The following is a 21,432-nucleotide window of genomic DNA, read 5'->3' on the forward strand; positions in this document are numbered from 1 at the left end:
CCAATTACAAGGTACATACCTTCTGATAATCACTGCTGCCTTCAGGTGCTTTATTTGTCCACCACTTAGCTTGATAAATAGCTTGATTTTGGCGAACTAAATCCCCCCCTGCGGCATGTGTGCCTTGAGGTAATGTTGGATATACAACAATGTCTTGAATTGGTTTACCTTTACAAGTAGTCACAGGGTCACCACCACCATCTCCAGGTGTTGCCTCTGGCAATTGAGGGTACTCAAACTTAAACGCATACTTCTTACCGTCTTTTTCAGCAACAAAGTTGATGGGTCCAGAAATTGGCATGTAGTACATTACTTGTGCGTTAACCGTCTCACCCGGTGCAAATGACTTAGGAACACTGCCCCATTCATTCACAAGGGTAATTGAGAAACGGTGGAATTCATTTTCAAATCCGCCAATGTTATTACCCGCAGCATTAGAGCCGTTTGCATCAACCGCCATTTTCAATTTTTCGGTCGCATTCCAGTTAGACTTAAAGATTGCAGAGGTAGATACCGGTACATCAAACGATATCTTTGCTCCCGTTAAATCAATTCCTGAGTTGTTTTTAAACGAAAATGTTGGACTAATTGGGTAGTTGGCATCTCCCAATGGAAAGTCCTTGGCAGTAAAGCTGACATCTACTGACTTTTCAGGTAACTGGAAGTTCGCATTACCCTGGTTTACATCATACAAAGCGCCACTTTGATTAAATTTATCGTAAGCAAGCGAGGTCATGCTAGAGCCCATAAAATACTCGCCTTTCGCCGCATCATAGTCAAAGTCGCCCGCAAGCTCCCAGAACATAATACCGCCGAGTCCATTGTTGATAACGTAATCAACCTTGGTTGCCATTGACTCTTCATCTTCGATAGAAATAAACACTTTTTTCTGGTCGTTCCAAAGCCAAGGGGCGACAGCTACAGAGTCATAATGACGAGTATAAGTACCAGATAGTTGATCAGCAGGGTCGTTTGCGGGGTCTAAACCATAAATCTCGGCATAACTAGGCATGATACCTTGCTGTAGGTTTTTAGCGTGCCAAAGTGGATTAGAACCTGCAGGTACTTCTAAACCAACGTCGTTTTTATCATGCCACAAGTTGTCGATACCAACGGCACCATTACCGCACTTGTTCTGATCACCTTTACCTGTACCTGGAGGACAGTTCGCTTGGTCAGCAAAAGCAGCTTGCCCCCATAAACCATTTGTACCGCCCTGTACATTTTGGAAACCACGCGTGTAGTAAGGAATACCAATATTGATTCTACCGGCAGATACTGAACCTCTAAAATAACGTACTGCCCAGTCTGTATTGAGGTAACCAATTCCTTCAAACTCTTTAGTTCCGTATACATTCCACTGCTTAAGCTCTGAGTCTTCCCCAGTATCAAACAATGAAGCATTGTGACCTACATGTGAATTCCAAGCGCCGTGCAAGTCATAAGACATGATGTTTACGTAATCTAAATATTTGACTGCTTGGAACGTCTCCATACCACGGAGTAAGTAGCCTGATGATGGCGAGGCAATGGTTAGCATATAATGCTTGCCATCTTTTTCACCTTCTTTATCCAACTCCTCACGCAAACGCTCCATCAGTATTTGATAAGACGCATTCAAACCGCCGCGACGTGCATTTGAAATTGGGAAATCATCCGGATGGCCAGAGTCATCCATAGAAGATGGGTATTCGTAGTCAACATCTACGCCGTCAAAACCATATTTTTTAATAAACTCAACAGCACTTTTAGCAAAAGCATTAATACCAGCATGGTTCACTGAACCATCGGCATTGGTCGTCATAGTATAAAAACCACCACTATTAACCCGACTTCCATCAGGACCAAAGTAGCCACCAGTTTCAGCCCAACCACCGACTGAGATAAGCGTTTTAACATCAGGGTGTTGCTTTTTATATTTATTAAGTAAGTTAAAGTGGCCTTTGTATGGTAATGAAGGGTCCATTTCAGCGCCCGCAACCCCTGGCCATTCCATATTGGTTGCAGGATTACCTGCGGCAGTTGGGTCACCTATTGACACTTTATTGTTGGCATCTACATGAGCAAATGCATAATTAATATGCGTAATTTTGTCCCAAGGAATATCATTTACCAAGTAACTTGGCTGGCCATTTGCACCATTACGCCAGCTTGTGAAGTAGCCGATAACACGACGAGGATGATCTGGTCCCATAATCTCACGACCATTTTGGTCGTAGATTGTACAATATGGTGTATTAACACCCGGTGTTTGATACAAACCTTCAGGGCGACATGCATCTGCATCTGCTGTGGGGTCAACCACATTTACTGATTTGCTGATCTGCCCCGTTGCACCTTCGTTATCTGTAACAGTCAACGTAAATGTAACTTGACCAAGCTCGGTTGCTTGCCAAGTATGTTCAGTAGCGGAACCGTTTGTTGCAGCTACTTCAGTGCCATTAATCGCAAAACTCAACTTGTTGACTGAGCCATCGTCATCGGTACCAGACAATGCAAATTCGACACTGGACCCAATAACCAACTCTGGTGGCATATTAACAATATCAAGCACTGCAACAGGTGCTTTGTTAACGGGGGTATCCGTTTTAACAATAATTTGATGACTCAGCATACTTGAAACTGCGCCTTCATTATCGGTTGCTTTAACAGAGAGAGTGTGAGTGCCTTCTACAGCACTCCAAGATGCCTCAAAATTATCATTTGTTCCTGACGTGTCCGTCAAAATAAGGGAGCCATTAACGTAAAAGTCAACCTGTGCCACACTACCATCATCATCTGTCGCATTAGCAGTGATGGCAACGCTGTCATTAACGATAAATTCAGAACCATCCAAAGGGCTTAATTGATTGATTTTTGGTTCTTTATTAATGACAACGCTGTCACAATCACCCAAGCTCAACCAAGCTTGCCATGGTCCAGAGTTTGCTTCTGGTTCTGACTGGTTCCACCATTTAGCTTCATAAGCTGCGTTATTTTGCTGAACAACCTTGCCTGCAGTGGATACCGTTCCTGCACTCCATTGCGGAACACCAGTACAATCGTAAGCATACGATTGCGCCCCCATTAAACCCAAAGACAAGGCGCTCAATTTTAGCGCCGACTTGAGTATTTTTTGTGAACTCATGATTATCTCCAACCTTTACATGTAACTTTTGTTTAACAAATTAATATTAAAGCTAACACATAAATAAAGGGCGTCAATCACGCATTGTTCACTTTTCAACCTTGAGTAATAAGGGAAAGCCAAGAAATTAGTAATAATTTCGTATAAATTTATTTATACGACTAGTACTTATCCATCCCGTTATTTTCAGTAATAACATGAAATGCATTCACTTCATTATAAATACAAACAGTGAAAAAAGAAAAAAATAATACTTAAAAACAGTTGGTTGTGACATTTTTCTGTCATATTTAAAATTATTTTTATCGATATACAATAAATAAACTAATCCAAAATAAGCTGCGTTTGCATATGCAAAAAAAATATAAGGCATTTTTTTTTGCTATAAACAATTATAGCAATTTTCATCCTTACGTTTACGTTAACGTTATGTGTAAGGGTTGTTAATATTCGCTTTTGTTCTTAATAACAAAAATATTGTATATATATGGGTATAAGACAAGCTAAATATTTGAGATTAAAACTGAGTGAAGTGATAATTGAGGTAATATAGTCTAAATAAGCGAGTTTAATTACAATGTGAAGGTGATAAATACCACTACTGACCATTCTTAAGTCTACTTATTCAAAAAAATACTTAAAATGCTAAAAATCCCCCTTAAAGAATAGGTGATAAAGGTCAATACCACATGAGCTATTTCATTGTTCACTTGAGCCAATTATAAACAACATCAAAAAATGGCCCTCATGCAAATACCGACTACTCATCTGTCTCTTCTAATATAGGTAATTCGCAAACAACCTTACTCCCGGCTCCAACAGTACTATCAATGAGCACTCTGCCTTGGTGCTCCTGAATAATGGAATACACAATTGACATGCCCATTCCTGTGCCTTGACCAACTGGCTTTGTGGTAAAGAAAGGGTCAAAAATACGTTTAATCGTCTCTTCACTCATCCCACAGCCATTATCTTCAACACTCAAATAAATAAATGAACGCTCACTAAACAGTTTTACAACAATTTCCGCTTTTTGTTCTCTACCATCACAAGCCTGCTTTGCATTAAGTAATAGATTAACAATTACTTGGTTCAATGTAGCCAAATTACAATAGCTCAAAGGTATAGGCTGAACATGGCAGATTAGGTGGGTGTTTTTTAATTGATTATTCAATAGCTTCAGCCCGCTTTCTAGCGACTTAGAAATATCCGCCATTGCTAATAAATTATTTTTAGGCCGTGCGAAGCTCAGCAGGTTTTTAACAATGGCACCTATTCTGCGCAAACCATCTTGTGCGTCATCGAGCAACTCATCCATATCAGTGATTAAAAAACCAAACGACTGTTGCTGGTTCAACCTCTTTAGCTCTGTTATAAAATCATCGTTGCTTATCTCTTTCGCTATGAAGTCCTTGCTAACAGACAATAAACCACCCAAAACGGGTTTTACATAGTTTAAGCTTTCTAAATTACTCATCGCATATGCGAGTGGGTTATTAATTTCATGTGCTACACCAGCTGATAAAGTGCCTAACGTCGCCATTTTCTCAGCTTGCATTAGCACTGCTTGCTGATTTTGCAGCTGCAGTATTTTCTCTTCTAGTGCTTGATTAGATTCATAAAGCGCGCGCGTTTTTTCCTCCAATAAATGCTCTAACTCATCCCGAGCCTGCTTTTCTCTCAGATACGCTCGGTAATAGTCTTCAGCTTGCTTAGTCATTTATTGTCCTTCATAGGTAAGCAACATGCGGCACTGCTCATATCCGTCATGCATACATTGTTGATGATCAATTTGCGTTTTCATACCATAGTGAGCACCTGCACCGTAAATCAACCCTTCAGCGCAAAAACACAACTTTCTTACAGAGCAGTAATTGAGCAAAATATGCTTATCATCAATTTGCTCGCAGCTAATTTGAGGCAGGTTAGGTTCATTATACAATTTGGCAACTTCAGCATGTATAACTGAATCTATACCCAATATAAGTGATTGAAATCCGTCAAACTGCTCTAAAATACGACTGTGTTTTTTGATGAGATAGCCAAACAAATACTCTCCAAATACACGCAGTACATCCACTAACGGTTTGTTTAAAATACTTGCAACCTCGTTGGCCATAGCGAAAAGTTCCTCATCGGGGTAACTTTGAGCACTAATATACACTCTATTTTTTGGCGCATGCTTATCTAATAAAGCTTCCCAAGCTGCCATTCCATGGTTTTCAATGACCAGCTCTTCTAGTCCTCTATATACAATACCTTTCATCCTTTACCTTCCTATAAACTATCATACCAAACTAATATCACTTCAAGCTGCCCAAAACCGAGCAAATGAGCTTGCAAATCTGGCGTTAAATCAAATGTCTTATTTAAGGTTAGTTGCTCCACTATCGCATGCAACAAAGTTAAAGATAATTCAGACTGTTCAGGTACGTCATTCACCAATTGAGCCCTAACCAGTTCGCTTTCAAAACCCCAAAGCGTTAATAAGTAAGCACTTAAAGCATAACAAGACACCGAGTTAATGTTCTTGGAACTTTCTAACACACACTCTTTTGTTAATACCCCAACCGCACTGAGTAGACAACAAGCAAATAAGTTTTGTTGCAATTTGCTGTCTTGCTTTAAATAGTGGCTAAGCGATTTTGCCATTAATGCTTTTTGCAATGCGCTTTCGATCACCGATTCAATTTTTGACTGCTGTAATTTATTGATAAATAAATGTGAAGTTTCATAGCAGGTAATTAACGCTTTAAGTGCAACAAAACCAATCCGAACAACCGCGTCTTTAACATCGCTAGTAATACTTTGGTACCCCATAAACGCAGAGTTAGCAATTTGTAATAGCTTACTTACTAACATAGGATCGTGATTTAGCATTTCCACCAACTTATTCATATTAGGCGTATGCTCTTCGAGTGCCTCAAGTAGCTCAGAGACACTGGCGGTTAAACACGGCAAGCCTGGGATTTGTCCGAGCTTAACACGCGTTATCTTATCTAAAGGTAACGCTTTCAGTAGTAGCGTATTTTCTATAACTTGCTTTAAATGTGCGTGTGTAAATGGCTTAATCAAATGAAAGTGAATCGTGTTATCTACCAGCCATTGATATTCCTTCTGCGCATTAGCGCTAAATAAGCAGCGTATTGCACACGGGCATAATACTTTAGCACGAGATAAAACATCATGTCCTGATTGACTAATCAATTGCTCCTCACACAAGATAATATCTGGCTCACCTTGCTCTGATATACAGTTTTCTAAGTCTTCGGGGTGCTGTAAACACACAATAATAATGTGCTCGTATAAACGGTTGAGCGAGCGCGATAGTGCCTTAAGTAACAACTCATCATCATCCACTAATAAAATGTATATCGTTTGCACACTCATGTACTAAACCTCCATTACTTCAGTTGTATATATAGTCAGCTTAGTCTAAATTTATTTACATACATAAATTTGTAATCCACTGTTTTTATGAAAGATATACCAACACTTGAAACGCAAGAACAAATACCAGCAAAAGTACTCTGTGTTGACGATGAAGCCAGTGTATTACGCGCACTATCTCGCCTATTAAATCACCACAAAATAGAGGTGGTAACTTGCAGCTGTGCTACACAGGCAATTGAAGCTTTACAAAATCACGAATTTGAAGTTGCCATCAGTGATATGCGCATGCCAAAAATGGATGGCCTCGCGTTTTTAAGTAAAGTAAAAGAACTAGCCCCCAACACGCAACGCATTTTGTTAACTGGCTATGCGGATATAGAAGCCACTATTGGTGCAATTAATCAGGCTAAGATCCATGCTTATTTAAATAAACCATGGGAAAATGAACACCTCGTCCAAGTAATAGTGCAAGCAGCTGAAAAATATAGACTTGCTAAGCACAACACACATCTACATGCACATATATTAGAGCAAAATGAGCAGCTTCATGAGCTTAATCACTCACTTGAACAGTTGGTTAGCAAACGTACCAAGCAAATTCGACAGGTATTAAAGCAACTTGAGATAGCCCATAAGCATGAGCAGAATGAGCATAAGGCTACTGTTGAACTCTTATATAACTTTATTAACGCAAACCCATATATAGATGGGCAATTAGCAAGTAACATTGCCAAAACTTGTCGGCTAATGGCAAAGCAATTAAAACAACCCACAAAGGCTATTCAAACGGCTGGCATGGCAGGCTTTTTAGCGCAGGTTGGTCTACTTGCAATGGACCCAGAACTGTATAAAGTACCCACTAACCAGTTGTCAGACCAACAAAAAAAGCTCTTTTATACCCATCCAGCAACTGCTCAGTTAATGCTTATGCCAGCTCAGCACCTAAATGATGTGACAGAGGCAATTTATCATCAATTTGAAAAATACAATGGTGAAGGTATTCCCAAGGGCTTAAAAGATAAGGAAATCCCACTATGTGCTCAAATACTCGCTGTTGCTAGGGATTATTGGCAATATTTTGCCCAAAACCATAAAAATGACGCAGACAAACAATCAGATGCTTTGTCACATATCAAAGCATTCAGTGAGCATCTCTACAACCCAAAGGTAGTCAATGCATTAGAAGCAAGTGCTAAAGTGCTCCATAAACAACACAACGACCACGCAGGCTCCATGCAAATTGTCAGCAGCGAGCAGCTAGAACCGGGTATGACACTTGGCCTTGCTGTCCACAACCATCAAGGCATTATGCTACTGCCCAAAGGGCATATTTTTACAGTCACATCAATTGCTAAAATCAAGCAGCTTGAACAACACAAGCCGACACCATTTAGATTGATGATAAGTCACGGCTTAAGTAGTGAGTCGACGTCACATTAAGCGCCTTATGACCCGTCAATTATACTCAGTAAAATGGTAATCAACGAAGTCAACAATCCGCTGCCTTTTCTTAGCTGAAAAATATCAAACCTCAGCGGGTTAGCTGGCACTTGTATCAAATCGTATAGCGGTATTATCAGGTCGCAAATCATGAGCTTCGCGGCTAAGTGATCGCGACCTTGAAGGAAGAAGTAAGGTAAATAATATACTATACGTTAGTTGCTAGCGCCTAAAACGTACGACAAGTTCATACATATCACTTGCCACATCCGTTAATTCAGCGCTGACTTGCTTCACTGTATCAGCACTGTGTAAACTATCATTTGCAAGGCTCGCAATATTCACAACCTGTTGATTAATGTCATCAGACACAGCCGCCTGCTCTTCAACTGAAGTGGCTATTTGTGTCGACATATCATGAATTTGACGCACCGCTTGTTGTATTTGCATTAACATATCGGTACTTTGAGCTAATTGATCAATACCAGATACCGACTCCTGCTCCCCTTGTTGAGCAATACTAACCGCATTTTGAGTGCTATCACTGAGTTCATTAATAATGGTGTGAATTTCTTTGGTAGATTCTTGTGTGCGTTGTGCGAGGTGACGAACTTCATCGGCAACCACAGCAAACCCACGGCCTTGTTCACCAGCTCGCGCTGCTTCAATAGCTGCATTTAGCGCCAGTAAGTTAGTTTGATCGGCGATTTGCTCAATAATTTGGGCAGCATCAGCAATACGCGTTGTTTGTTTAGAAACGCCAAGAACCGAGTCTCTGATTTGCAGAACCGTCTGACCCAAAGCTTCAATCGCTTGCTTGGTCAACTGTGTTATACGTTCACTCTCATCAGCCATAGATAAAGCACTTTGTGCATGCTCCGCACTAATTTGTACACTGCCAGAGACATCATTAATAGTAGTACTCATTTCATTCATTGCAGTCGCTACTTGCTCAGTTTCTAACTGCTGATTTTGCAGTAACTTATAACTTTCACCTGCTTTTTCAAGTGCCTGAAGAGAGCCTGATGTTACTTCTTTAGCTGAATGTTCTATCCGCGTGATCACCGTATCTAAATGTGCCTGTTCACTACGCATTCGCACTTGAATGCTGGCCATTTTACCACCCCAGGTGGAGTAAACCTGCGTAGCAACCTCATCACAAAAGCTATGCTCAAGGCTCTGCTCTAAGCGTTTAAGCTGCTCACTGTCTCTCCAAAGGTTATAACTACTAATGCTTACGCTATTAATAAGCACCCAGAAAAATGCAATACTTTCAAAACTAAACGCCCATAACAAGATCCCAACTACCAACATTGACATAGGCCAAAGCACGCGCAGTTTTGGCCATTTAAAGTTGCTATTTCTTTTATTCAATAAATTACTATACAGTGTTTGCGCACGTGCGACTGTGTCTTTATCAGGGCAGCGACGAACCGACTCATACCCCACCACTTTGCCTTTTTCGGTTACTGGCGTTACGTAGGCGTCAACCCAATAAAAATCGCCATTTTTACAACGATTCTTAACTACACCCATCCAAGGCTTGCCTGCTTTTAACTGCTTCCACATAGTAGCAAATGCCTCTGGGGGCATATCGGGGTGACGGACAATGTTATGATTTTGGCCAATTAACTCTTCACGCGTGAAGCCGCTTATAGCAATAAAATGCTCATTACAATCAACAATTTTTCCTTGTAGATCAGTTACTGAAACCAGTTTCACATCAGATGCAAAATGTTTTTGCTGCTGTGTTATAGGTTGATTGAGTCGCATACACCCTCTCTATACATTTAATTTAAGCATGTAACGCATGACGCTGCGCAGTGGCGCCAAAGGTACTGTGCCGCTGCAATCTATGCAAATAGATTTAGCCAAAAACTAAAAAAAACCAGACCAATGTATAAAAATTATCATATTTATGTGCTTGCATATCCGATAAAGGTACTTAATCTAGCGGTTTTGCATTATTTTACTTTAGCTGGTATCAATTATAGATCGAGTTAACAGTTACGAACGTACTGATAATCTTGTAAAATTAACTCAGGCAGCGCCTTTTGATATGCTGCCTCATCACTATAGATGCTACTCAATGTTCAAAGGAGCCGTGTGTGTCACGTTTTTCAGCAATTACTGATAACCCTCATGATGGGCGATTTAATCAAAAAACAGGGGTTTTAGTTACCAACTTAGGTAGTCCAGACGCCCCAACACCAAAAGCCCTGCGAGTCTACCTTGCTGAGTTTTTATCCGACCCGAGAATTGTTGAGATCCCAAGGCTAATTTGGTTAATGATTTTGCATGGTATTATTTTGCGAGTAAGACCAAAAAAATCAGCCAAAGCCTATCAAAGTGTTTGGACCGAGCATGGCTCACCTTTAATCCATATCTCACAGCAGCAAACAGACAAGCTAGCAGCACTTATTAAGCAACAAGGTTTTAGCAATACCGAAGTTGTTCTGGCAATGCGTTATGGTAACCCTTCAATTGAAGCTGGACTTGAAGCACTGCGCGATAAAGGCCTAACCCGAATCATCATTTTGCCTCTTTATCCTCAATATTCGAGCCCAACTACAGGTTCAACATTTGATGCTGTTGCCAACGTATTAAAAAAATGGCGTTGGGTGCCTGAGCTTCATTTTATTAATGGCTATCATAAAAACGATTTGTATATAGAATCTTTGGCAAACTCCATTGCTGAAGATTTACAAACCAACGGCACGCCACAAAAGCTGGTTTTTTCATACCATGGCATGCCTAAACAGTTTTTAGATAATGGCGACCCATATCACTGTTTGTGTCAACAAACGACGAGATTGGTGGTTGAGAAACTTGGACTCGATAAATCTCTTGTAGAAACCACATTCCAAAGTCGATTCGGTAAAGCTGAATGGTTAAAACCGTACACTGATGCAACACTGGAAAGTTACCCAGAGCAAGGTATTAAAGATATTGCCATTGTTAGCCCCGCTTTTAGCGCTGACTGCTTAGAAACACTTGAGGAACTGGAAGAAGAAAATCGTGAGATTTTTGAACACGCTGGCGGAGAAAAGTATCGTTATATTCCCGCTTTAAATGATAGAGATGATCATATTAATGCTTTATTTGATGTGATAGAGCCGCTTTTGTAATGTGAACAGAGCGGTTGATTTACAACCACACAATCCACACTTAATACAATTGGTGTTTTAAAATCAAAACACCAATTTAAAGCCGATTATCTAAATTACTATTGGTCTAAGGACGCTTTGCTGGCGGTACTCACCTGATAAGTAATAACGGCTAAAGTTCACTGCCGTCTTGCCCACGCCATGACCAAGATGGATACAGTGTGCCATTTACGGTCGCATTATTGCCCGTCAAAATAGATTGAGGTTTATTTACACTCACCCAATTACTCGCAGTTGAATGTTCAAGTTCAAACACCACATTTCCATATAAAAAATAAGGCCCTGTAATTGATGAATTACGATATGCTGCAAACAATGTTTGACCACCCATTTGCAACTGGCCAACGGAGCTTTCACGATTAACATCAACCGCCGCTTTACTCCATATCATCAATGAATCAATGTGTGTGTTATTGTCTGCTAAGAAATAACCATTACCAGAGACTTGCACCGTCAAAAATTGATTTTGAGCATTTGAACGTGCCATTGATGTATCTAATATATTGAGCGTATTTTTTTCATTTCCAGCATTAAACTGCGCGACTGCACTGCCTGATACTTCAAAGCCTGTATTGGTTGTTTCACCAATATAGGCCGTACTATTATCTGTAATAACAAATGGGTACAGCAGGTCATTCGTTAAAGATTTTGCATCGGTCGTTAAATTACTTAAAGTTGCAGTACTATTTGCAGTTACCGTTAACGCTCGCGTACCTGCCTCAACACTTATTCCAACATCACGTAACACAACCGTACTGTTTGATATTTTTACTGCTTCTAACGCACTAACATTGGAATTTAACACAATAGAACCACTTTGCTGATCATCGTTACTAATTTCAATATTGCGTTTTTGTATAACAATTGGTCCGGAACATGCCCCCGTAATAGTAAACCGGCGCAGTTGCGTTGCCCATCGACTGTATTCTATTGCTTTGATTAAAGCTTCAGAGTCATTACTGCAATTGACCAATGTTGTCCATTGAGTCGAGTTGCCTAATACAGCTTTATCATTGATAAAGCTGTTTTTAATAGCATTTTGAGTATCATCGGTTACGTGCTCTGAAATATGAGGTGCCGCTAATGCTTGGTTTATATGTAATGTCGCTGTGATTGCACATACACATAATATTATTATTCGTTCTTGAAATGTCATTAAACTATCCCTTTACATTTGTTTGTTTCCTATGCATAAACATGCACGCCTAGCAAAAGTAAATGGTTGTTACTACCCAAATAAATTACTTTTGCAAGTACAAACCATAAGGTAGTAAAGTAGTTGGCGCAATTTATTGTATAAAAATCAAGCATGAAAAAACATCATGTACTTCTTCATATTATTTCACTGTGCTTAGGGGCTGTTGATCTTTGCTGTGTGTTTTTGCAGCAGTCATTCGGGTATTTTGGCAAGGCAGAACCTGCGTCGCATAGTTATTCTATGTAAGTCAGGTGATAACGTAGAAAAAATGCTCGGATGGCGCTGCCCAAAGGGTTCAACCAAAGGCTTCCACTACTTTGTCATTCGCAACTGACATAAATTATTATGCTGCATTACTCATTTCGCGTAATGAAAGCCTTTGATTTGAACAAAATTCATACCTCAAAGATCAACAGCCCCTAGTGATATGAATAAAAAACGTCTTAAGAGATTCTTTTGTACTTGTTTATTTATTTCACCACTTTAAACTTCTTTTCAAAATAGCGTCTAGACCACGAAATCGACACCACACCGATTACCGATGGCAATATCCAGCTTAAAAATACCATGTCATTACCTAGTATATAGCTAAAAATATGACGCCCACCGAATGCTGAAAATGCGGTGTATACGCCAATACCTGAGCCCAACATTGCAATTAAATGTTCAATAATCCAAGCTCTGGGTTTTAGTTTAGTCGTGAAGATATAACGAACATTCCCAATTACTACCATAAGTGATACACCAGAGAATATCATTAGCAACGTTTGAGAGTGCATAACACCCAGCACCATTGAAACAAGTGCTGTGACAGCCAATAATATTAATAACCCTAAGTGTAATGGTGTGCGTAATAATGCATTATTCGCTTTAACTTTTAACACCCGCTCACCGTGATAAATAGAAACTAATACCAAAAGGGAAAGCATCAGTAAAAACAATGAAAATATACGGCTATTTTTGATATATTGTGCTTGCTCAAGTGTATCAGCGAACACTTTTGGCTTAACACTCATAGGGTCGATAAGTACTAAAATACAAGCAATAACGCCTAAAATTGATGTTCCATACATTGCCCAATTATAGTAATGCCCGTATCGATTATGTGTTTTACTACCTTTAGCTGCAATGATAGGTATCCAAAATAACACCAAAGCAAAACTTCCTAATACTATATGCGTATAAACCACAAACTTATGTATATATTCCACTACTTTGTCCTCAATCAAAATTTATAAGACAAAGTTACACAAAGCGCTCAAATTGGCACAGTCACGAATGTCATATCCTGACTATGACAAATGTCATGACTCTACATTTTAGGCTGGTAAGCTAAATAGAACATCGCTATGATAATGAAAAAAAAGGCCAAAGATCAGTGTTTAACTACCCCCTAAGCTCATTATTAACCGTCATATTTACTTGGGCAGCTGTTGCACTATCTAGCTTGTTTGATACATCTAGGCTTGGGATAAATTACATTGAATATGCCATGCACGGTGTAGTGTTACTGCTCACATTGCTGGTCATTAACGAATCAACATACTTTGGCTATAAAATTCGCTACTATTTTCTCACGCTACTTGCTAGTACTATTTTCAGCTTGATGTTTGTATCACCTTTAGCCATCGCACTCATCTACAGCGTTATGTTTTGCTCTATTTTCGCTTTTTATGCTCCTGTAACGCTTTGTTATATTTACATATTATTCATCCATGGCTTATTTCTAGTTTGCCATGCACTTTATTGGCAAACAGGCTGGCAATGGTCTCATGCTGGCATGTTCATGGCATTTCACTTTTTTGCTCTAGTGATGACTCAACGTATGATAAGTGAGCGCAGCGCCAAAGAAGCACTGGCGTTGACCAATGCCAAATTAGAGGCAACACAGCAACTGCTAGGTAGTGCAGCTGCACAAAATGAACGCCTGCGCTTAGCTAGAGATTTACACGATGAAATGGGGCACTCTCTAACATCACTTATCATTAATTTAGATATCGCAAGGCGCACCTGCTCTGATGAGCAAAAAACACAAATACAAGCCTGCTACGAACAAGCAAAACAAGCACTTGGTACAACACGAATAATTGTCAGCGATAATCGCGATGATATTGGCTTTGATTTAGTTACCTGCTTAATACAGCTAGCAAAGCAAACGCCAAGGTTAGTCGTTAATATTGACATCACTCAGACCATAGATCACGTTCCGATAGATATCTCACAATGCATACTAAAATGCACTCAAGAAGCTATCACTAACACGCTGAAACATGCTCCAACTGCCTCTGAAATAAATATTGCTTTACATCGTAACAATTCAGACCTTTTACTAACAATTACAGACAATGGGCAAGTTAAAGGACACATCAATTTTGGCAATGGATTAACAGGCATGCAAGAACGAGTAACACAAGTAAAAGGGCGGCTGAGTATAGATAAAACTATACAAGGGCTGAAGATCACCATTAGAGTACCTTATGAATAAAATAAAAATACACTTAGTTGATGACCAATCCCTAATAAGACAAGGCATGCGCTCACTGTTACAACTGACTCAAAATATCAGCGTGACAGGCGAGTCAAGTAGCGGTAACGCATTTTTACAGCTGCTATCACAAAAAAGTGTAGATGCCGATATTGTGCTGCTAGATATGCGCATGGAAGACGGCTCAGGCCTTGATGTACTTAACGCTCCGATAGCTCATCAAAGTCAGATTAAGTTCTTAATCTTAACTACCTTTAACGAGAACAACTTTTTGCTCGGAGGAATGGAAGCCGGCGCAAGTGGGTACTTACTTAAAGACGTATCTCTTGAGGAACTTGTTGACGCTATTGAGCGAGTGCAAGCAGGCGAAATCGTTCTACAAAATGAGTTAACTCAGCAGCTTTTAAAAGCTAAGCGTCAACCAGTTAAAACTCACATGCCATTGCTCACTGACAGAGAAATAGACATTTTAAAATTGATGGTGTCTGGTTTATCTAATAAAGAAATAGCAGCCAAAATTTTTAAAGCCGAAGGCACCGTTCGTAACCATGTGTCTAATATTTTGAGTAAACTCGAAGTACGAGACCGTACGCAAGCGATACTCAAAACCTTAGAAATGGGACTATTGAATCAAGATTAATAATGTAAATACCTTTAAACCAACAGTTTTAGCCATAACTCGTATTAAAAGACTATAAAATAACGAAAACATGTAATAATACCGAATGATAGGAAGGAACTGGCTTAATGAATAACTATATTACTTTGCGTTGATGTTATGTTGCTATTTTAGTTTTTAAACATGCCCATTTGCTAATAACGCCAATGTTAATATCTTGCGACTGATAAACGGCTTAGTAACAAGGCAGAAATTTCGGTATATCGTTATTCTACATGAGCCATTGAGTTCACTAGAATGATCAATGTGTTAATGAAATTGGTCTCAGTCGCTAGCTCGCGCGATTCATACGCCTCTCACGCCATGATAGAAATACCTTCAATCTCAGTCACTGTATTGGCATTGGCTCGCTCAATTATTTTCACTAAAGTAGACTGTATTGTTTCATCTTCTCTGGCGTCATTTTTACTTAAAAACTTTTGTTCTTGTGGCTGTGCGCCTTCTTCTAAAGTAAATGAAATAATCACTTCATTGGCACAGCTTGGTGTTTTTCCAAAGTATTCTAAAGAGATTTGAGGGTAGCCATTAAAGCCTTTTTTAACTTGCTTTGCGATACGTTTTTTTGCTTTCTCTACATTCATAACTGAACCCTTGTAATAGCTAAATCTGATTAGAATTGGCAAGCCAATATGACCAACCAACACGATGGTATAATCATTTATACCTACGTTGTTAATTTTTTTGGATATCTACAACCAAGTTATGATGCAGGCACTGTATTAATTTAGAGTCAGCTAGCAATACCTGCAACAAATATAACGAGTAAACTTGCTAAGCTAACACCAAATGCGGCACTGCGCGCAGCTTTAAATTTTTAGTAATAAAAAACCATATGCGCTAACCTTGCAGCTAAATAAGTCCAAGCACTGATATTAACAGCCCCAAAGCAACTCTGCCTTGGAGAAACAGCCGAATGACTGCCACAAATGCACACAGCAAAGAATTAGCACGCCTTAGTCTTTAATGTTCAAAATAAAGTTCAAGCACTTCTTTTCTCGATGCAATCTGAATACTCATTAATAGATTTTCACCATCAGAATCAGTTACATAATCTATATTTTTAGGCACATCTCCGAATAGTTTAAATTCACCATCACTGAGTGAATATGACCACAACTCAAAGTCATCATTAATCCCATATATAATATCTTTATTTACAACGAAGCGCCTATCACTACCCTGTCCGTTTAGTGCCTCTATCAATTGGTCTTCGGCAGGCCCTGGATACCAAAAACGACCCATTAAGTCAGTAAATATTATATCTCCACTGGTGTTTTTTTGTGCCCAAACAGCCGTTTTATCATAAATAACATGTTTGCTGGGGTTAACTAAATTAAGCTGCGCAAGCCGCTTTTTTCCATTAAACCATATAAGTGTTAAAGCTGTTTGTTTAACACTATCCCAATGAAATAACTCATTAGCTGCGTGTTTTAAATCAAATTTATTAACTGTGCCATCTAAAAACAATTGTACAAACTCTTTATCAGCATTGACTAAAATGCTCTTTCCATCTTTAGCCCATTGCAAGTCATATAAATAGGTATCCATAGAAAACTGACTCAGCTGCCGTGCTCCATTTTTATCTGCAATCCAAACTTGATCTTCACCTGAACGTTCAGATTTAAATGCAACAAGCTCACCTGAAGGCTGAAATTTTGCGCTATCTTCTGTTACATTTGAACGCTGTAAAACTGCATATACAGGTTCATCAGTATGTTGTTTAAGTTTGCCAATATCAGAAATTGGCATCGATATAATATCGCTATCGTAGTAACCTTTGATAGCCAGCATCTTGTTGCCGTGCGGATGAATTTTCGGCGTTCCAATAGGCTCATCTAATGGCAAACTGACTCTACTAACTGTACCATCCGTTGCCAACATAAACAGACGTTTACCAATACTAAAAATTAACCGGTCATCCAAAGGTGAAAAATTAGGGTAAATAAATCGATACCTACCAATCCCTTCAGGGAGAATTATACGGTTGCTTGAGATCACCTCACCATTAGGCTTGAGCATGTCAATATAGTAGTGTCCATCACCATGAATACTGGTTAATGCTATCTGTCCCTTCTGTAGCGAAAAATCATAATCTATCACACTGCCATTTTCTATTTCATAAATGACCTCACTGCGATTTTGATCTACTGAGTAGTTAATGAGCTTCCAGCTATCTGAAGTTTGTTGCATGAGTGCAATATTATTGTTTGATAGCCAAATAGGGTTGCTGATCTTTGAGGTCTTACACTCCATCAATACCGTAGGCAATTGTGAGCTATGTAATGCCTTGTTAAAATCTAAGTTGACCAGTTGATAGCATTTTTTTTGAGTAATTGGCTCAGCACAATCTCCGATAGAGATAAAAGTTAGCTTTTGTCCATCAGGCGAAAGACTATGGTTACTATATACGCCTAACTCTTTTGTTAACTGAAACTCTTGCTGAGATTTAATCTCTTTAGCCCAAATATTATTAATACATTCTTGCTCTGAAAAACGATGGAAAACAATATATTGTCCATCGGGCGAATATATACCGGCACTTTCTTTATTATCTGTTGCGGTCAGCGCTCGCATGTGTGAAATAACTAACTGAGGCGCTGAATTATCAGCCATGTACCGATAACCAGTGGCGCCCAAGATCATAAGCATAAGTACGGTTAGCAACACCATAGGAACCAACCTAAATTGAATCACACTTTGAAGTTTATCTGGGGCCTTTCTAGTCGAGTGTTTTGCATTGGCGCTTGTAATAGCAGGTTCTTCTTCGCCCCAGCGTACATTACACTCCAAGCTATAACCTTGCTTAGCATGCGTTTTGATATAAGCCTGATCTTTACCATCATCGCCAAATGCTCGCCTTAATTGGGCGATACTTCTTTGTAGTGTATTAGGTGACACAACCGTGCCTTGCCAAACGTGATCTAATAACGCATCTTGGCTTATCACTTTGCCTTGATTATTGGCTAAATGAGTTAAAACACGCATTGCCTTTGGTGCTAAGGTTTGAGTTTCCTCATTTTTAGTGATTTGGTTTCTAGATAAATCAATAAAAAAATCCCCCACCCAATACTGCTGCACCATATTTACTTACCTCTAAAAAATAGCTTTATAGCGAACCTACAATCTTTATTTACACTAACATAAACTCGTTTGCTACCAAATATAAAACCAATAACATACTGAAAAAAATAGTTTTTATAAAATCAGTTAAACCAATGTTAGAGCAGGCATGTTACCTAAGCCTCATTGTAGCTAATCTAAGGCTAGCTTAACGTGCTTCGTTGAAGGACTTGAAATCCAATATAATTGGATAAATAAAGTGTCTCATGTTTTAGCAGTTGCGTTGCTTGATCGGTATAGGCACTTGCTGATATTTTTTAAGCATCTGCAAACATTCTTGTATCGGTTTAGCTGGGCTAAAAATAAAACCTTGTATTAAATGACAATCAAAATCGCAGAGCATTTGTAATTGGTCTGACTGCTCAACCCCTTCTGCTATCACTTTTATACCTAACTGAGAACCTAAATCAACTAAGTACTTCACCATTATTTGCTTGTTACGGTCCTCACCCATACTGTCCATGAACGACTTATCAATTTTGACAAAATCCACTTGATTTTCAATTAAGTTACTTAAAGAAGAGTAACCAGTACAAAAATCATCTAAAGCAATCTGAATCCCCTTTTTTCTCAACACTCTTAATACTCGCCACGTATACTTATTTGCGGCCATAGACTCTGTGACTTCTACTGTAAGGGCATGATAAGGCAAACCAAAACGCTCTATTGACTCTGGTATGAGCGCCATTTGATTGTTACTAGATTGAAATTCATTGATAGATCGGTTGATAGAAAAGCTAATATCTTTAAAACCTTTACTATGGACCATAGCAAGATCTCGGCAACTTGTTTCCAGCACGTACTGTCCGATTAAGTGGATCAAGCCAAACTCTTCAGCAATCGGAATAAAATACGCAGGAGATACAGTACCAAACTCATCATCAAACCAACGGATTAACGCTTCAAATTTTATTATCTTACTGGTTTTAATACATATCACAGGTTGGTAATACACGCTCAGAGCATCTGTTTTTAACGCGTGCTTAAGCTTATCTCTGTACTTTATTTTTTTCAGATAAGCGCTTTGTGTTGCTTCATCATGCAAGGCAACACATGATCTCCCCTGCTTTTTTGCGCTGCTCAACGCATGAGCAGCGTTACGTACCAAAGTTGGTCCATGTATTTTATTTTTTGCATCTAAATGAGCAACGCCAATACTGACCGTCAATTCAATGGTAAGCTCATCAATCATATAAGGCTCACTTAGTCGCTGCTTTAATTGCTGGGCGTATTTAATAACCTGATCAGACTGCAACTGCTGAATTAGCAACGCAAACTCATCACCACCATAACGGCTGACGATATCTTTTCTTTTTAGTGTACTTTGCAACCTATCAGCAACCGCTATCAGTACTTTATCGCCAATTTCAGGGCCAAATATGTCATTAACTTCCTTAAATCGATCTAAGCCGATGAACACTAAAGATAGATTAAAAAACCCATAAGACTTATCTAGGTACTTGTCTAGGCTGAGCATAAAACTACGTCTATTTAACAGCCCTGTAAGCGCTTCATGATTAGCATAAAAGGTAAGCTGAGCCTCATTTCGCTTCCAATTGCTAATATCTCGAAAAATAGCAACATAGTTTGTGATCTTCCCATCATCACCGCGCACTGCGTTTAAGGTAAGCTCCTCCGGAAACACCTGACCGTTTTTTCTTCTATTGTATATTTCACCTTTCCAAAAGCCTGTTTGTTGCAGATGCTGCCACATACTTTTATAAAACTGTTTAGGTTGCTTCCCAGATGATAAAATGGCGGGGTCTTCACCGTAAAGCTCTGCTGCACAGTACCCTGTTTGTTGTTCAAATGCGCGATTAACCATCATGATTTTGTTACGGTGATCTGTGATCATAAATGCTTCCGATGCATTCTCAAACACCACATTTGTTAGTTCTAATTGGCGATTCAATGACGAGGTATAAGTTACATCTTGAAGTGTTGCTCGAAGCACTCGCTCATTTACATGTTCATCGCTTAATTCAACTTCCCCAACGATATGCAATAACCCTTGCGTTGCGCTCATGTTCTTATGAGACACCAACATATCAAACTTATTGATCTTACCTTGTCGGACAAGCTCAAGCTCTTTGGTGAGCTTTTGACTGTCGTCACAGTGTAAGTTAGCTAAAAAACAATCGAATGAAGCTTCATTGCTATCAATATGTAATAAACTCGACATCTGATGGCTAAACCAATGCTGATTCTGCGTTATGTACCAACTCCAAGAACACAGTTTTGCGATACGTTCGCCTTTGGCTAGTTGTTTCAAGAGCAGCTCTTTCGCTGCCATCTCTAAATTATGGCTAAGCTCCGTTGCAACAATCAAACTCAATTCCAAAAACCATTGTTTATCTTTGTCACTTACGGTAAAAGGTTCATTAAACATACATACAAGTATGCCAACAGCTTTATTGTCTGGTGCACGCAACGTTACTCCCAAGTAACTATGTATATCTAATACATTAAGTAGCTCATCTTTTGGGTAAAGCTGCTGTAATTTACTGTCTATTAAACAAACATAGTTTTGCTCCTTAGCATCGCTGCAAGGTGTGCCAGCTAACTCATATAAAAAGTTATCTCTAAGTTGGCCGTCATGTAAATAATGAAGTGTTTTTACCTGGCTCCCGTTATTAACAAATTTGCCAATTACGCAATGTTCTGCTTTTAAACGTTGGTAAAGCGTATGCAGAGTATATTGATACCTTTGCTCAGTGCTTTGTAAGTTATAAAAGCGAGTGACAGACAAATCCATAAGTTCTCACACCTTCTTGTGTTAATCAGACAAACAAAACGCCAAATAATAGTTTATTAAACTACCTA

Annotated in this window: 14 protein-coding genes; 4 read left to right on the forward strand and 10 right to left on the reverse strand. The window is 39.2% G+C overall.

Features of this window, described 5'->3' with window-relative positions:
- Positions 1 to 4: 4 nt before the first annotated feature.
- The 4 genes from OCI93_RS05580 to OCI93_RS05595 form a co-directional block, all read right to left on the reverse strand.
- Positions 5 to 3,127 carry a glycosyl hydrolase family 18 protein gene (locus OCI93_RS05580; protein ID WP_261625968.1) on the reverse strand — a complete coding sequence of 1,041 codons (3,123 nt, stop codon included), beginning with the start codon at positions 3,125 to 3,127 and terminating at the stop codon, positions 5 to 7.
- 760 nt (positions 3,128 to 3,887) lie between these two features.
- Positions 3,888 to 4,847: a sensor histidine kinase gene (locus OCI93_RS05585; RefSeq protein WP_261593759.1), complete on the reverse strand. Its 960-nt coding sequence runs from the start codon at positions 4,845 to 4,847 to the stop codon at positions 3,888 to 3,890.
- Entirely contained in the window at positions 4,848 to 5,393 is a 546-nt protein-coding gene (locus tag OCI93_RS05590) for a heme NO-binding domain-containing protein (RefSeq protein WP_261593758.1), read from the reverse strand.
- An 11-nt stretch (positions 5,394 to 5,404) separates the two neighbouring features.
- Positions 5,405 to 6,517 (reverse strand): HDOD domain-containing protein, encoded by a 1,113-nt coding sequence (locus OCI93_RS05595; protein ID WP_261625969.1) that lies wholly within the window; start codon positions 6,515 to 6,517, stop codon positions 5,405 to 5,407.
- 87 nt (positions 6,518 to 6,604) lie between these two features.
- On the opposite strand from OCI93_RS05595, the gene nosR reads away from it, so the two are divergent.
- A complete protein-coding gene (gene nosR, locus OCI93_RS05600; protein WP_261625970.1) occupies positions 6,605 to 7,960 on the forward strand; it encodes a response regulator c-di-GMP phosphodiesterase, NosR family in 1,356 nt (451 codons plus the stop codon).
- Between the two features lie 222 nt (positions 7,961 to 8,182).
- On the opposite strand, the gene OCI93_RS05605 is transcribed toward nosR, so the two are convergent.
- Positions 8,183 to 9,733 carry a methyl-accepting chemotaxis protein gene (locus tag OCI93_RS05605; protein WP_261625971.1) on the reverse strand — a complete coding sequence of 517 codons (1,551 nt, stop codon included), beginning with the start codon at positions 9,731 to 9,733 and terminating at the stop codon, positions 8,183 to 8,185.
- A gap of 335 nt (positions 9,734 to 10,068) precedes the next feature.
- Here OCI93_RS05605 and hemH point away from each other — a divergent pair, with 335 nt between their 5' ends.
- A complete protein-coding gene (hemH, locus tag OCI93_RS05610) occupies positions 10,069 to 11,088 on the forward strand; it encodes a ferrochelatase (protein WP_261593754.1) in 1,020 nt (339 codons plus the stop codon).
- Between the two features lie 151 nt (positions 11,089 to 11,239).
- Here hemH and OCI93_RS05615 read toward each other — a convergent pair whose 3' ends face one another.
- Entirely contained in the window at positions 11,240 to 12,283 is a 1,044-nt protein-coding gene (locus tag OCI93_RS05615; RefSeq protein ID WP_261625972.1) for a hypothetical protein, read from the reverse strand.
- A gap of 512 nt (positions 12,284 to 12,795) precedes the next feature.
- Complete coding sequence (locus OCI93_RS05620; RefSeq protein ID WP_261593752.1) at positions 12,796 to 13,536, reverse strand: hypothetical protein; 741 nt, start codon at positions 13,534 to 13,536, stop codon at positions 12,796 to 12,798.
- Between the two features lie 167 nt (positions 13,537 to 13,703).
- On the opposite strand from OCI93_RS05620, the gene OCI93_RS05625 reads away from it, so the two are divergent.
- The gene (locus tag OCI93_RS05625) at positions 13,704 to 14,810 is read left to right on the forward strand and encodes a sensor histidine kinase (protein ID WP_261593750.1); all 1,107 of its coding nucleotides are present in this window, start codon (positions 13,704 to 13,706) and stop codon (positions 14,808 to 14,810) included.
- Entirely contained in the window at positions 14,803 to 15,450 is a 648-nt protein-coding gene (locus tag OCI93_RS05630) for a response regulator (RefSeq protein ID WP_261593749.1), read from the forward strand. Before OCI93_RS05625 ends, OCI93_RS05630 begins: the two co-directional genes overlap by 8 nt.
- Before the next feature lie 335 nt (positions 15,451 to 15,785).
- Here the strand turns inward: OCI93_RS05630 and OCI93_RS05635 are convergent, their stop codons facing one another.
- The 3 genes from OCI93_RS05635 to OCI93_RS05645 all read right to left on the reverse strand — a co-directional run bounded on the left by OCI93_RS05635 (position 15,786) and on the right by OCI93_RS05645 (position 21,364).
- A complete protein-coding gene (locus OCI93_RS05635; protein ID WP_261593748.1) occupies positions 15,786 to 16,070 on the reverse strand; it encodes a hypothetical protein in 285 nt (94 codons plus the stop codon).
- A 379-nt stretch (positions 16,071 to 16,449) separates the two neighbouring features.
- Positions 16,450 to 18,570: a winged helix-turn-helix domain-containing protein gene (locus tag OCI93_RS05640; protein WP_261625973.1), complete on the reverse strand. Its 2,121-nt coding sequence runs from the start codon at positions 18,568 to 18,570 to the stop codon at positions 16,450 to 16,452.
- A 250-nt stretch (positions 18,571 to 18,820) separates the two neighbouring features.
- The gene (locus OCI93_RS05645) at positions 18,821 to 21,364 is read right to left on the reverse strand and encodes a putative bifunctional diguanylate cyclase/phosphodiesterase (RefSeq protein ID WP_261625974.1); all 2,544 of its coding nucleotides are present in this window, start codon (positions 21,362 to 21,364) and stop codon (positions 18,821 to 18,823) included.
- Positions 21,365 to 21,432: the final 68 nt, after the last annotated feature.

This window comes from Pseudoalteromonas holothuriae, assembly GCF_945859825.1.
In the GTDB taxonomy this organism is placed as follows: domain Bacteria; phylum Pseudomonadota; class Gammaproteobacteria; order Enterobacterales; family Alteromonadaceae; genus Pseudoalteromonas; species Pseudoalteromonas holothuriae.

Bases quoted from the DNA above. Each gene is read 5' to 3' on its own strand.
- OCI93_RS05580 (WP_261625968.1), bottom strand. From the start codon at position 3,127: ATGAGTTCACAAAAAATACTCAAGTCGGCGCTAAAATTGAGCGCCTTG.
- OCI93_RS05585 (WP_261593759.1), bottom strand. From the start codon at position 4,847: ATGACTAAGCAAGCTGAAGACTATTACCGAGCGTATCTGAGAGAAAAG.
- OCI93_RS05590 (WP_261593758.1), bottom strand. From the start codon at position 5,393: ATGAAAGGTATTGTATATAGAGGACTAGAAGAGCTGGTCATTGAAAAC.
- OCI93_RS05595 (WP_261625969.1), bottom strand. From the start codon at position 6,517: ATGAGTGTGCAAACGATATACATTTTATTAGTGGATGATGATGAGTTG.
- nosR (WP_261625970.1), top strand. From the start codon at position 6,605: ATGAAAGATATACCAACACTTGAAACGCAAGAACAAATACCAGCAAAA.
- OCI93_RS05605 (WP_261625971.1), bottom strand. From the start codon at position 9,733: ATGCGACTCAATCAACCTATAACACAGCAGCAAAAACATTTTGCATCT.
- OCI93_RS05615 (WP_261625972.1), bottom strand. From the start codon at position 12,283: ATGACATTTCAAGAACGAATAATAATATTATGTGTATGTGCAATCACA.
- OCI93_RS05630 (WP_261593749.1), top strand. From the start codon at position 14,803: ATGAATAAAATAAAAATACACTTAGTTGATGACCAATCCCTAATAAGA.
- OCI93_RS05635 (WP_261593748.1), bottom strand. From the start codon at position 16,070: ATGAATGTAGAGAAAGCAAAAAAACGTATCGCAAAGCAAGTTAAAAAA.
- OCI93_RS05640 (WP_261625973.1), bottom strand. From the start codon at position 18,570: ATGGTGCAGCAGTATTGGGTGGGGGATTTTTTTATTGATTTATCTAGA.
- OCI93_RS05645 (WP_261625974.1), bottom strand. From the start codon at position 21,364: ATGGATTTGTCTGTCACTCGCTTTTATAACTTACAAAGCACTGAGCAA.